Genomic DNA, 14,243 nt, shown 5'->3' with positions numbered 1-14,243 from the left:
GTCAAATCGCCTCTAGTTCGCTCAAAAAGTCACGAAGGTCATCAAAATCTTCCACGGTACCGGCGCGCAAGGTGGCGGCGGCCTGCACGTAGGCCTGCAGCGATTCGGTCTGGAACAGCTCCATCAACGGCACCTCCAGGCCCAGTTCGGCCTGGACCCGCGAGGTGATCTGGATCGCCAGCAAGGAATGCCCGCCCACTGCAAAGAAGTTGTCGTTCAAACCCACCTGCGGCAGGTGCAGAATGTCGGCCCAGATGGCGGCGACCTGCTGTTCCAGTTCGCTGACCGGCGCCACGTAGCGCTGCTGCATCTGGCTGGCGTCCGGCACCGGCAGGGCCTTGCGGTCGAGCTTGCCGTTGGGGGTCAGCGGCATCTGCGCCAGAAACACCAGGTGCGCCGGCACCATGTAATCCGGCAGGCGCATCTTCAGGGCGCGGCGCAGGGTGTCGCGCCACTCGGCCTGGTCGGCCACAGCCTCTGCCGCCACCACGTAGGCCACCAGTTGCTTGCCGGTCGGGCCGTCCTGGGCGACCACCACGGTTTCACCGACGTTGTCCTGTTCGCGCAGGCGCGCTTCGATTTCGCCCAGTTCGATACGGAAACCGCGGACTTTCACCTGGTGGTCGACACGACCGAGGTAATCCACCACGCCATCGGGGCGCCCACGGGTCAGGTCGCCGCTGCGATAGACGCGGCTGCCCGGCGTGCCGAACGGGTCCGGCACAAAGCGTTCGGCGGTGAGTGCCGGACGCTCCAGGTAACCACGGGCCACGCCCTCGCCGCCCAGGTACAACTCACCGGCCACACCGATGGGTTGCAGGTTCAACTGCGCATCCAGCACATAGCCGCTGCGGTTGCCGAGCAAGGTGCCGATGGGGGCGTAGACGGCGCCGCACGGGTCGCCCTGGCGCGCCTTCCACAGCAAGGGGGTGACCACGGTTTCGGTGGGGCCATAGCCGTTGAACAGATAGGTGGGCTTGAGCGCGCGCCAGGCCAGGTCATAGCTGGCCTGCGCCACGGCGTCACCGCCGAAGCAATAAACCCGCACCGCCGGTGGGTTACCGTCGCGCTCGGCGTGCTCGGCCAGTTGCTGCAGGTACACCGGCGGGAACACCGCCATGGTCACGTGATGGCGGTGCATTTGCTGGTAGGTGTATTCGGGCAGCCACAGGCTGTCATCGCGGATCAGCACGCTGGCGCCGTTGATCAGCGGGTGCATCCAACCCTCATGGGAGCCGTCGAAGGCAAACGACATGAAGTGCAGTTCGCAATCGGCCGGGCCGGTTTCGTAGCGCTCGCCAGTGGCGATGATGTGCGCCACCAACGGGCCGTGGGACACCGCGACGCCCTTGGGCATGCCGGTGGAGCCGGAGGTGTAGATCACGTAGGCGAGGTTGTCGCCGTGCAGCGCGACAGCCGGTGGCGCATCGCTGTAACCGGCCCAGTCCTCGGTGCGGTCGATGGCCAGCGTCGCCAGCCCTTGCGGAATCGGCAGTTGCTGCAACGCGCAGGTATGCGTCAGCAGCAGCTGTGCGCGGCTGTCCTGCAGCATGTACAGCAGACGATCACGCGGGTACTCGATGTCCAGCGGCACATACACGCCGCCGGCCTTCATCACCGCGAGGAACGCCACCATGATCTCGGCGCTGCGCGGCATGGCAATCGCCACCCGCACTTCCGGGCCGACGCCCTGGGCGATCAAGGCATGGGCCAGGCGGTTGGCCTGGCGGTCGAGCTCGCCGTAGGTCAGGGTTTGCGCGTCGAACTTTACCGCCACCGCCTGCGGCGTTTCCCGCGCGCGGTCGGCGAACAGTTCATGCACCAGCCGCTCAGCCGAGAAGCCGGAGTCGGAGCGATTCCATAGCTGAAGAATCTGCTGTTGCTCCTCCGCATCCAGCAGGTTGAGCGCACCGATGCTCTGCTGCCGGTCGGCGACCATCGCCCGCAACAGGTTCTGCCAGTGGCCGGCCATGCGCTCGATGGTCGCCGGGGCGAACAGGTCGGTGGCGTAACTCAGGGACGCGCGCAACGTGTGCTGGCTTTCCTCCACGTCCAGCGCCAGATCAAACTGGGCAATGTCGTCGTCCCAGCTCAACACGTCGATATTCAAGTCGTCCAGGCGTTGCAAATGGCTGTCGACGGAGGTCTGGCGATGGTTGAACAACACCTGGAACAGCGGGCTCAGACTCAGGCTGCGCTCGGGCTGCAAGGCCTCCACCAGTTGCTCGAACGGCAGGTCCTGATGAGCCTGGGCCTCCAGCGCGCGCTGACGGGTTTGCTGCAACAGCTGCTCGACGCTCATCTGCCCGTGGATATCGGCCTTGAGTACCTGGGTGTTGACGAAAAAGCCGATCAGCCCTTCGGTTTCCAGGCGATTGCGGTTGGCAATCGGCACGCCGACGCGCACGTCTTCCTGGCCGCTGTAGCGGTGCAGCAAAGCCTGATAAGACGCCAGCAGCAACATCGGCAAGGTCACTTCACAGCGTTGGGCCAGGCTGCGTAAATCGGCCAACAGCGGCGCCGACAACTCGATGCCCAGGCGTGCGCCGCGATGGCTTTGCACGGCGGGGCGCAGGTAGTCGAACGGCAATTCCAGCACCGGTTGCGGGCCGCCCAACTGCTCGCGCCAGTACGCCAATTGACGCGCCTTCTCACCGGCCTGCATCCAGTTGCGTTGCCACACAGCGTAGTCGGCGTACTGGATTGGCAGTGCCGGCAACGCCGGCGTGCGGCCGTGGCTGAACGCGGCGTACATCTGCACCAGTTCCTCGACCATCAATTGCATCGACCAGCCATCGGAGACGATGTGGTGCTGCACCAGCACCAGCACATGCTCGTGGGCCGCCAGACGCAGCAGCCGGACCCGCAGCACGGGCCCGCGCAGCAGATCGAACGGCTGCCCGATGATCTGCGCAACGTCGGCTTTCAAGCGGGCTTCATCGCTGTCGCTCACCTCGACTTCGATCAGCCCCGATTCCTCGATGACCTGCACCGTCGCGCCACCTTCCTGGCGCACGTGCGTGCGCAGGCTTTCATGGCGCGCCAGCAAGGTGTCGACACTGCATTGCAGCGCGGCCAGGTCCAGCGGGCCGCGCAAACGCAGGGCGCTGGGAATATGGTACGCGGCGCTTTCGGGGTCCAGTTGCCAGAGGAACCACTGGCGTTCCTGGGCGTAGGACAATGGCAACGGCTGGCTGCGGTCAACCGGCACCAGCGGCGGTGCAACCACCGCCTCCTCGCCCAGTGCCCGCACGAAATCACCCAGCAACGGTTGTTCGAACAGGCGCTTGAGCGGCACTTCCAGCGCCAGCGCCTGGCGCACGCGGGACACCACGCGTGTGGCCAGTAACGAATGCCCGCCCAATTCGAAGAAGTGATCGTCGAGGCCGACCTGCGGCACGCCCAGGACGTCGGCCCAGATCGCCGCAACCTGTTGCTCGCGCGCGCTGACCGGCGGCACATGGCCTTTGCTCGGCAGCGCGGCGTCAACCCTGGGCAATGCCTTGCGATCGAGTTTGCCGTTGGGGGTCAGTGGCAGGCTGTCGAGAAATATCACCTGCGCGGGCACCATGTAGTCCGGCAAATGTTCACGCAGGGCGGCTTTATAGGACGCCTGGGGTTGCGGTTCGGCGGTCACCAGATACGCGATCAGGCGATCATTATCGGCCAGCACCACGGCCTCGCGCACATCGGCAAGCTCGCGCAGGCAGGCTTCGATTTCGCCCAGCTCGATACGGAAACCGCGCACTTTCACCTGATGGTCGACCCGACCGATATACGCCACCACGCCATCGGCGCGGTAGCGCGCCAGGTCGCCGGTGCGGTACAGGCGCTCGCCCGGCGCACCGTAGGGGTTGGGCACAAAACGCTCGGCCGTGAGTGCCGGCCGCGCGTGGTAACCGCGCGCCAGGCCGATGCCGCCGATCAGCAGTTCGCCTGCCGCACCGACCGGGCTTGGCGTCAGTCCGGCGTTGAGGATAAACAGCGTGGTATTGGCCACCGGCCTACCGACAAAAGGCTGCGCGGTGGTCAGGCGATGGGCCGCCGACCAGATGGTGGTTTCGGTGGGGCCATAGAGGTTCCACACCGGGCCTTGCAGATCGAGCATGCGCTGGGCCAGGTCGGCCGGCAGCGCTTCGCCGCCGCACAGGCGCTTGATACCGCTCAACAATCGGGCGCGCGGGCTTTCCAGCAGCATGCGCCAGCTGGACGGTGTGGCTTGCAGCACGGTGGCGGCCTGATCGCGGGCCAGGTCGATGATCGCTTCGGGGTCGAGCGCCATTTCCTGTCCGCTCAGCAGCACCGTCGCGCCCACGGTCAACGGCACATACAGTTCCAGCGCAAAGATGTCGAACGAGAAGGTGGTCAGCGACAGCATCCGTGCCTCGCGTCCGATCTCCAGGGTAGCGGCCATGCCGCTGGCAAAGCTGCACAGCGCCTGATGCGGCACCATCACGCCCTTGGGCCTGCCGGTGGAACCGGAGGTGTAGATCACGTAGGCCAGGTGCTGCGGCGCCACCTCGACCTGCGGGTTGTGCTCGGCACTCTCGGCAGCGTCAATCGTCAACACCTGCACGCCGTCGGGCAGCGGTAGGCGCCCAAGCAACTGCGACTGGGTCAACAGCACCCGGGCACGGCTGTCGTCGAGCATGAACGCCAGGCGATCGGCGGGGAACTGCGGATCCAGCGGCACATAGGCGCCACCGGCCTTGAGGACCGCCAGCAGGCCGACCACCATCGCAAGCGAGCGCTCGACATGCACGGCCACCAGCACGTCAGGGCCCACGCCCGCCGCGATCAGGCGATGGGCCAGGCCGTTGGCGCGGCGATTGAGTGCGCCGTAGCTCAAGGCGTCGCCGTTGAATTGCACGGCGGTCGCCTCCGGCTGCGCCAGCGCGTGCGCCTCGAACAGCTGGTGCACGCAGCGCTCGCGCGGGTAGTCGACCTGCGTGCGGTTCCAGTCTTCGAGCATTTGCCGGCACTGCGGCGCGCTGAGCAGGGTCAGCTCATCCAGCGCCTGCGACGCATCGCGTACCACCGCATGCAGCAGGGTGTGCCAGTGCTCGGCCATGCGCGCCACGGTCGCGGGCAGGAACAGGTCGGTGGCGTAGGTCAGCGAAGCCCACAGGCCATCGGCGGACTCTTCGGTTTCCAGGTTGAGGTCAAACTGGGTGGTGTGCGCCGCCCAGTCCACCGGCTGCAGGTCCAGCCCGGCCACTTGCAGCGGGGCCGTGCGCAGGGTGTCCTGATGATTGAACATCACCTGGAACAGCGGGTTATGGCTGAGGCTGCGCGCCGGTTGCAGCGCTTCCACCAACTGCTCGAACGGCAAGTCCTGATGGGCCTGGGCTTGCAGGGCGTGCTGCTTGACCTGAGCGAGCAACTGGTCGAAGGGCATCTGCCCGTGCAGGTTGGCCTGGAGCACCTGGGTGTTGACGAAAAAGCCGATCAGGCGCTCGGTTTCCAGGCGATTGCGGTTGGCAATCGGCACCCCGACGCGCACCTCGGACTGCCCGCTGTAGCGATGCAGCAAGGTCTGGAACGACGCCAGCAGCAGCATGAACAGGGTCACGTCCTGGCGCTGGGCGAGTGCCTTGAGTTCGGTCACCAGCGAGGCGTCCAGATGAATCTGCCGCCGCGCACCGCGATGGCTTTGCACCGCCGGGCGCGGGTGGTCCAGCGGCAGTTCCAGCAGCGCATGCTCGCTGCCCAGCCTTGCGCGCCAGTAATCGAGCTGGCGCTGCTGCTCGCCGGCGGCCATCCAATCGCGTTGCCACTGCGCATAGTCGGCGTACTGGATTGGCAACGCCGGCAGTGGCGCGTGGCCCTGATACAGCGCCACCAGTTCGTCCACCATCACTTGCATCGACCAGCCGTCGGAGATGATGTGATGCTGGGTGATCACCAGCACCTGGTGCCCAGCGTCGATTTCCAGCAGTTTCACCCGCATCAACGGACCGTTGCGCAGGTCGAAGGGACGCTGGATTTCCTGCACTACGGCCTGCTCGATGGCCAGGGCGTCGATGGCTTGGCGTTCGATCGGCAGGGCGAGGGACGCGTGAATCTTTTGCCAGGTACGCTCGCCCTCCTCCACAAAGGTCGTGCGCAACGGCTCGTGACGTTGAACCAGGCACTGCAGCGCGCGCTCGAGGGCCGCCGTATCCAGTTGACCGCGCAGGTGCAGCGCGGTGGGCACATGGTAGGCGGCGCTGGTGGGGTCCAGTTGCCAGAGGAACCACTGGCGCTCCTGGGCGAAAGACAGGGCCAGTGGTTGGTCTCGGCCAATGGCCGTCAGCGCCGGCGCCGTATCGGCCTGCAAGCCGGCGCAGGCCAGGGCGAAGGCTTGCAGGGTCGGCTGTTCGAACAGCGCGCGCAGCGGCACTTCCAGCGCCAGTTCATGGCGCACTCGCGAGACCACCTGGGTGGCGAGCAATGAATGGCCGCCGCGCTCGAAAAAGTGGTCATCAAGGCCCACCTGCTCAACCTGCAACACCCTCTGCCAGATCACCGCCAACTGTTGTTGCAGCGGGCTTTGCGGGACACGGTAAGCCTGCCGCGTCAGGTTCAGGTCCGGTGCCGGCAGTGCGCGGCGATCCAGCTTGCCGTTGATGTTGAGCGGCAAGGCGTCAAGGACCACCCATTGCGCGGGCACCATGTAGTCCGGCAATGACCGGCGCAGGGTCGCCGCCAGCGCCTGGGTGTCCAGGCTGTGGGCCTGGGCCGCGACGACGTAGGCCACCAGTTGTGCACCGGTCGCGCCCGGCAGGGCCAGCACGGCCGCCTCACGCACCTGCGGCAAGGCTTGCAGGCCGGCCTCGATTTCGCCCATCTCGATACGGAAACCGCGAATCTTCACTTGGTGGTCGATGCGCCCCACGTATTCCAGCGCACCGGCCTCGGTGTAACGGGCCAGGTCGCCGCTGCGGTAGAGCCGCGCGCCGGGGACGCTGGAAAACGGGTCCGGCAGGAAGCGTTCGGCGGTCAGCGCCGGACGCTCGAAATAGCCCTGGGCCAGGCCGGCGTGGGCACCGATGCACAATTCGCCGACGCCGTCGGTGGCCAGCAGCTCGAAACCGCTGTCGAGCACATACAGCGCACGGCCCGCAATCGCGCGGCCAATGGGCACGCCAAACGCGTCGCCAGCATCGGCCAATTGGCAGTCATGCACGCTGGACACCACCGTGGCCTCGGTCGGCCCGTAGGTATTGAGCAAGCGCACCGCGCCCAGCCCGGCCGCATGCCAGGCGCGCACGCCTTCCACGGCCATGGCTTCACCGCCCACGTGCACCTGACGCAGGTTGCCCAGGGAGCGCCGACTCTCAGCGCACTCCCTGGCGAGCAAATACCAGTAGGCGGCCGGCAAGTCAGCCAGGGTCACGCCCTGCTCGACGATTTCCCGGGCCAGTTGCCCGGCATCCCACAGTTCATCGCCGCGCATAATCAGCGCCGCGCCCGCACACAGCGGCGGGTAGCATTGCTCGACAAAGCCGTCGAAGCTGAACGTGGCAAATTGCAGCACACGGTCTTGTGTGGTCAGTTGGCTGTAGCTGTGGGCGCTGTCGCAGAACTGACCGAGGGCGGCGTGATCGATGGCCACGCCCTTGGGCTGGCCGGTGGAGCCGGAGGTGTAGATCACGTAGGCGAGGTCTGCGACCTGCGCGTGGTTGGGCGGATTGCTTGACGGATAATCGGCCAGTTCTTCACCGCCGGCGCTGAATGCCAGGCGCGTCAGTGCTGGGGGCAGCGGCAACTCGACCAGCAGCCCGGTTTCGCTGAGCAACAGGTCCAGGCGGCTGTCCGCCAGCATGTAGGCCAGACGGTCGGCCGGATAGCTCGGGTCCAGCGGTACATAGGCGGCGCCGCTTTTGAGCACGGCCAGCAGGCTGACAATCAGTTGCGGGCCGCGCCGCGACGCCAATCCCACTCGTTGCCCCGGACCTACGCCCAGCTCCAGCAAGCGGTGCGCCAGGCGGTTGGCCCGCGCATTGAGCGCGGCATAGTCCAGGCGCTCGCTGCCCGCCTGCACCGCCAGGGCGGCCGGCGTCGCCAGGGCCTGGGCGGCGATGCGCTGATGTACCCGCAGAGGGCGCGGGGCTGCATCGGGCTGTTGGCTGAGGGCGAGCACCTCGCGCTGCGCGCTGGCGTCCAGCAGTTGCAGGTTGCCCAGGCAGCTGTCGGCATCCGCCATCATTTGCGCCAGCAGATGCTGCAGGTTGGCGCTCAATCGCGCCACCTGCGCGGCACTGAAGCGCGCGCGGTCATAGCTGAATTCCAGACGCAGGCGCTCGCCCAGTTCGATGCCAAGGGTCAGCGGGTAGCTGGTGCGCTCGTGGCTGTGCAGTGCCCCGAAGGTCAGCCCGGCAGGCGCGCCCTGCTTGAGTGCTTCGGCGACCGGGAAGTTTTCGAACACCAGCAGCGTGTCGAACAGCGCTGCGCCCTGCTGGCCGGCCCAGCCCTGGATGGTGTAGAGCGGCACGTGTTCGTGGTCACGCAGGCTGAGGTTGAGCGCCTGCAACTCGCCCAGCCACGCGCCTGTCGACTGGGCCGGCGAGGCGGCGCTGATGATCGGCAGGGTGTTGATGAACAGGCCCAGTTGCTGCTCGATGCCCGGCAGCGGCGCGGACCGCCCGGCGACCGTGGCGCCAAACACCACGCAGTCCTGGCCGCTGTAGCGTTGCAGCAACAGGCTCCAGGCGCCCTGCAGCACGGTGTTGAGGGTCACTTTGTGCTGGCGCGCGAACGTGCCGAGGGCGGCGCTGAACTCACTGCCAAACGCCACCTGATGCTCGGCCATGCCCACGCCGTCTACCGGCGCACGCAGCGCATCGGCCAGCAGGGTCGGCGCCTGCACGGGGGCCAGGGCGGTTTTCCAGAACGCTTCGCCGGATGCCTGCTGTTGCAGCCAGCCGAGGTAATCGCGGAACTGCCCCAATGGCGCAGGCACCGCGTGGCCCGCGTAATGGGCGATGACTTCGCCGAGCAACTGGGCGTTGCTCCAGCCGTCCATCAGGATGTGGTGACTGGTGAAAACAAGGTGCCAGGCAACCCCGGCACCGCGCACCAGCAGCAGACGGAACAGCGGCGCGCGGTCGAGCGCGAAGCCCTGCTCGCGCTCGGCATCGGCCAGCGCATCGACGTCGGCGTCTGGGTCTTCAATCACCTGCAATTGCAGGTCGACCTGGCGCTGGATCAGTTGATGGGCACTGTCCAGGCCCAGCCAGTGGAAGCTGCTGCGCAGGATATCGTGACGGTCCAGCGCGGCCTGCCAGGCACGCCCGAACTTCAGCAGGTCCAGGCCTTCGATATCCAGGCGCAACTGGTTGATGTAGGCCTGCGCCTCGGGTTCGTAGAGGGTGTGGAACAGCATGCCCTGTTGCATCGGCGACAACGGGTACAGGTCGGCGATGGCCGGCCCCGGCACCGGCAGCGCATCCAGCTGCTGCTGGGTGAGGCGCGCCAGCGGGAAGTCCGACGGCGTGACTTGCCCGGCAGGCGTGGCACAGCAATGGGCGATCAGGGCCTTGAGTTCGACGGCGTATTCATCCGCCAGGCGCTGGATGGTTGCCGCGTCGAACATCTCGCGACTGAAGCCCCATTGCAACGCCAGTTCACCGCCGTACACCTGCCCTTCCACCGTCAACCAGTTGGCCAGCGGCGCCTCGGGGTCCTGGGCCAGGCCGCTGCCCTGGGTGGCCGGAACGAACAGCGCCGACTCATCGAACTGGCGATCGAACTGGCCCAGGTAGTTGAAGGTGATGCGCGGCGCGGCCAGATTCGACAAGGCAGCGCCAGCGTCGGGCGTGCCGAGGTAGCGCAACAAGCCGTAGCCGATGCCTTTATCGGGCACGGCGCGCAATTGCTCCTTGACCGCCTTGATCGCACCGGACAACTCACCGCCCGCCTCCAGCCGCAACGGAAACAGGCTGGTGAACCAGCCGACCGTGCGGCTCAGGTCGAGGCTGTCGAACAGGTCTTCGCGGCCATGGCCTTCCAGTTGAATCAACGCGGCCGGTTGCGCGCTCCAGCGGCTGATGACGCGCGCCAGTGCGGTCAGCAACAGGTCGTTGACCTGGGTGCGGTAGGCCGCCGGGGCGTGCTGCAGCAGTTGGCGCGTGTGCTCGGCGTCAAGGCGCACTTCGATCCTGCTGCCCAGACGGTTCTGCAGACCGCCCTCGGGGTGGTCGCAAGGCAGTTCGGTGTCGACGGTTTGCGCCTGCCAGTACGGCAGTTGCCCGTTGAGGGTCTGCGCGTGGTCGTGCAGATGCCGCGCCCAGTGCTGATAGGCGCTGGTCTTCGCCGGCAGCGCGGCATCATGGTAGGCCTGTTGCAGGTCGTCCAGCAGGATGCGCCAGGACACGCCGTCCACCACCAGGTGGTGGATCACCAGCAGCAAACGCTGGGTGCCATCGGCCATGTTCACCAGCGCTGCGCGCAGCAGCGGGCCTTGCGCCAGGTCGAGACTGCGCTGGGCGTCATCGCACAACGCGGCCAGTTCAGCATCGCTGTCGGCACGGGACTGCCACAGCGCCGCTTCGGCCACCGGTGCGGCGTGGCTTTGCGTCCAGCCTTCGGCCTGCGACACAAAGCGCAGGCGCAAGGCGTCGTGATGGTTGATCAATTGCGTCAGCGCTGCTTCAAGGCGAGCAGGCGCGAGGGTTTCGCGCGGGGTCAGCAGCAGGGACTGGTTCCAGTGATGACGCGCCGGGATCGCCTGGGCGAAAAAGTGCTGCTGCACCGGGGTCAGGCGCACCTCGCCTTGCACCGGTTGCTGGTCGATCAGGCTGACCTGCTCGACACTTGCCACCAGCGCCAGGCTGCGCACGTTCTGGTACTGGAACAGGTCGCGCGGACTGAGACGAATCCCCGCCTGACGTGCGCGACTGACGACCTGGATGGAGATGATCGAGTCGCCGCCCAGTTCGAAGAAGTTGTCTTCCAGGCCGACCTGCTCTACACCGAGCACATCGGCCCAGATCGTTGCCAGGGTCTTTTGCAGGGCATTTTCCGCTGGGACAAAGACTTGCTGCGGCGCGGCGTCCGGCGCAGGCAATGCCTTGCGGTCGAGCTTGCCATTGGCGGTCACCGGCAGTTTGCTCAGGTGCACGAAGTGGGTGGGCACCATGTACTCGGGCAGGCTGCCGAGCAGCCAGGTGTTGAGATCGGTTGGCGCTTCGCCTTCCGGCACCAGCCACGCCACCAGTTGTTTGCCGCCATGCACCAGCACCACGGCTTCACGCACCTGCGGGTGCTGCATGAGGCGGGTTTCGATTTCGCCCAGTTCGATGCGCAGGCCGCGCAGCTTGACCTGATGATCGAGGCGCCCAAGGTAGTCGATCACGCCATCGACACGCTGGCGCACGCGGTCACCGGTGCGGTACAGGCGCTCGCCTGCGGTGAACGGGCTGGGCACGAAACGCTCGGCCGTCAACGCCGGGCGCCGATGGTAGCTGCGCGCCAGGCCGATACCGCCCAGGTACAGCTCACCGGACACGCCGGCAGGCACCGGGTTGAGCTGCGCGTCGAGCACGTAGGTGGCGAGGTTGGCAATCGGACGGCCGATGGGCACGCTGTCGGCGCCCTCGTCGACGCAGGTCCAGTGGGTCACGTCGATGGCGGCTTCGGTGGGGCCGTAGAGGTTGTACAAGGCCGTCGCCGGCAGTCTGGCGAACACCTGCTGCTGCGCATCCAGCGCCAGGGCTTCGCCGCTGCACACGATGCGCTTGAGGCTGGCGCAGGCCTGCACGCCGGGCTCATGGATAAATGCCTGCAGCATCGACGGTACGAAATGCAGGGTGGTAATGGCGTGCCGGCCGATGGTCTCGATCAGCCGCGCCGGCTCGCGGTGTTCGCCGGGGGCGGCGACCACCAGGCGTGCGCCGGTCATCAACGGCCAGAAGAATTCCCACACCGAGACGTCGAAGCTGAATGGGGTTTTCTGCAGGACTGCGTCACTGGCGTCCAGCCGATAGGCCTGTTGCATCCAGCACAAGCGGTTGACCAGCGCGCGATGGCTGTTGCCGGCGCCCTTGGGCTTGCCGGTGGAACCGGAGGTGTAGATCACGTAGGCGAGGTTCAGCGCATCGACGTCGACCTGGGGCGCGTGCGGACTGAAGGCGTCGAACCCGCTCAGCGCAGGGTCGAGCACCATGACCTGCAGGCCGTCCGTTGGCAGCAACGTCAGCAAGGCGTCCTGAGTGAGCAGCAGCGCGACGCCGCTGTCTTCGATCATGTAGGCCAGGCGCTCGCGCGGGTACTCAGGGTCCAGCGGCACGTAGGCGCCACCAGCCTTGAGGACCGCCAGCAGGCCCACCACCATTTCGACGGAGCGCTCGACGCAGATGCCCACCAGCACGTCAGGGCCGACACCGCGCTCGCACAGGGCGTTGGCCAGTTGGTTGGCGCGGGTGTCGAGTTCGCTATAGGTCAAGGTGCTGGCGCCGAACACCAGCGCGGGGGCGTGCGGGGTGCGTTGCACCTGTTCGGCGATCAACCGATGCAGGGCGCGCTCGCCGGGGTAATGTTCGGCGGTCTGGTTCCAGGCCTGCACCAGCAGCGTTTGCTCGCTTTCGTCGAGCATCGGCAATTCGCCGACACGCTGTTCGCCGTCGCTGACCATGGCCTGCAACAGGCTGATCCAGTGCTGCGCCATGCGCTCGATGGTCGGCGCGTCGAACAGGTCGTTGGCGTAGGTCAGCGCGGCATGCAGGGTGCCGGACTTTTCCCAGGTGTCCAGGCTCAGGTCGAACTGGGTGGTGCGGCCCTGCCACTCCACCTCGGACAGCGCGAGACCCGAGGCGGTGCTCACCGAGGCAATATCGGCCACCACCGGCTGGTGGTTGTACATCACCTGGAACAACGGCGTGTGGCTGAGGCTGCGTTCCACCTTGAGCGCTTCCACCAGGCGCTCGAACGGCAGTTCCTGATGCGCCTGGGCGCCGAGCGCATGCTCTTTGATGCCCTGCAGCAGCTCGCCGATGCGCGTCTGCCCGGTCAGCTCGGTGCGCAGCACCTGGGTGTTGACGAAAAAGCCGATCAGCCCTTCGACCTCGCTGCGATTGCGGTTGGCAATCGGCACGCCGATGCGAATATCGCCCTGGCCCGTGTAGCGATGCAGCAGCACATTGAACGCACCGAGCAACAGCATGAACAGGGTTACGTTGTGTGCTTGCGCGCAGCGACGCAGTTGGGCGGCCAGCGCGGGGTCGATCGCGAAGTTATGGCGGGTGCCCCGGTAACTCGGCAGCGCCGGGCGCGGGCGATCGGTGGGCAACTCCAGCACCGGGTGTTCATCACCCAGGCGCGCCTGCCAGTAATCGAGCTGGCGGGCCTGCTCCCCGGCTTCCAGCCAGCGACGCTGCCACAGGGCGTAGTCGCTGTACTGGATCGGCAGCGCAGGCAGTTGCGGCTTCTCGTTGCGTTCATGAGCGTCGTAGAAACGGATGAACTCGTCGATCAACACGTTCATCGACCAGCCATCGGACACGATGTGGTGCAAGGTCAACAGCAGGACGTGCTCCCGAACGTCGAGCTTGAGCAGTTGCACGCGCAGCAGCGGGCCGGTTTCCAGGTTGAATGGCTGCAGCGATTGCGCAGTGGCCGCCGCAGCGACTGCCTGTTCGCGCGCAGCGGCGGGCAGATTGCTGATATCCGACTGTTCAATAATCAATGATGGCTCGACGGCGACCTGCTGCAGGCGCTCATCGGCCTGACGCTGGAACACCGTGCGCAGGGTTTCGTGGCGCGCGATCAGGCTGGCGAATGCCTGCTCCATCGCGGGCACACTCAGCGCGCCCTTGAGCCGCACCGCACCGGGCAGGTTGTAGGCGCCGCTGGCGGGGTCCAACTGCCAGAGAAACCACATGCGTTGCTGCGCGTAGGACAGCGCCTGGCGGTCCTGCGCCTCCACGCCTGCCGGGATCGGAAACCGGGAAAAATCCACCCCTTCCTTCTGCAACGCCTGCAGGAACAGCTGGCGTTTTTCCAGGGGCAACCCGATAAACCGGCGAGCAAGTTTCAAGGAGTCTTCAGCATTCATTTCAAAGGGTCCGGAGCAATAGGCAGGAAGCACAAAGGCACGTCGTCCCTATAAAACGAACCGCGAAGGGAAAAATTAGCGAGGAGGGAAAGGCGCGATGCGAGCTGTCACGAGGGGTTACATCAAATCCGGGAACGCACCAGTAACCCGAGCCAGCATTGACGTACATCCCTTTTTGCAACTAACTTTAGTTACAGGCAAGGAGCGC

General features: G+C 66.3%; 1 protein-coding gene. It reads right to left on the bottom strand.

Annotated features, from left to right (window positions below; genetic code table 11):
• Window position 1: 1 nt before the first annotated feature.
• Window positions 2–14,035: a non-ribosomal peptide synthase/polyketide synthase gene (locus tag ACXX81_RS08925; protein ID WP_458571530.1), complete on the bottom strand. Its 14,034-nt coding sequence runs from the start codon at window positions 14,033–14,035 to the stop codon at window positions 2–4.
• Between the last annotated feature and the right edge of the window lie 208 nt (window positions 14,036–14,243).

The sequence above is a fragment of the Pseudomonas sp. GNP013 genome, from assembly GCF_054343995.1.
This window is presented reverse-complemented; position numbering and strand designations above follow the sequence as displayed.

Excerpts from the sequence above, each read along its gene's own strand:
- ACXX81_RS08925 (WP_458571530.1), bottom strand. The coding sequence starts at position 14,035 with ATGAATGCTGAAGACTCCTTGAAACTTGCTCGCCGGTTTATCGGGTTG.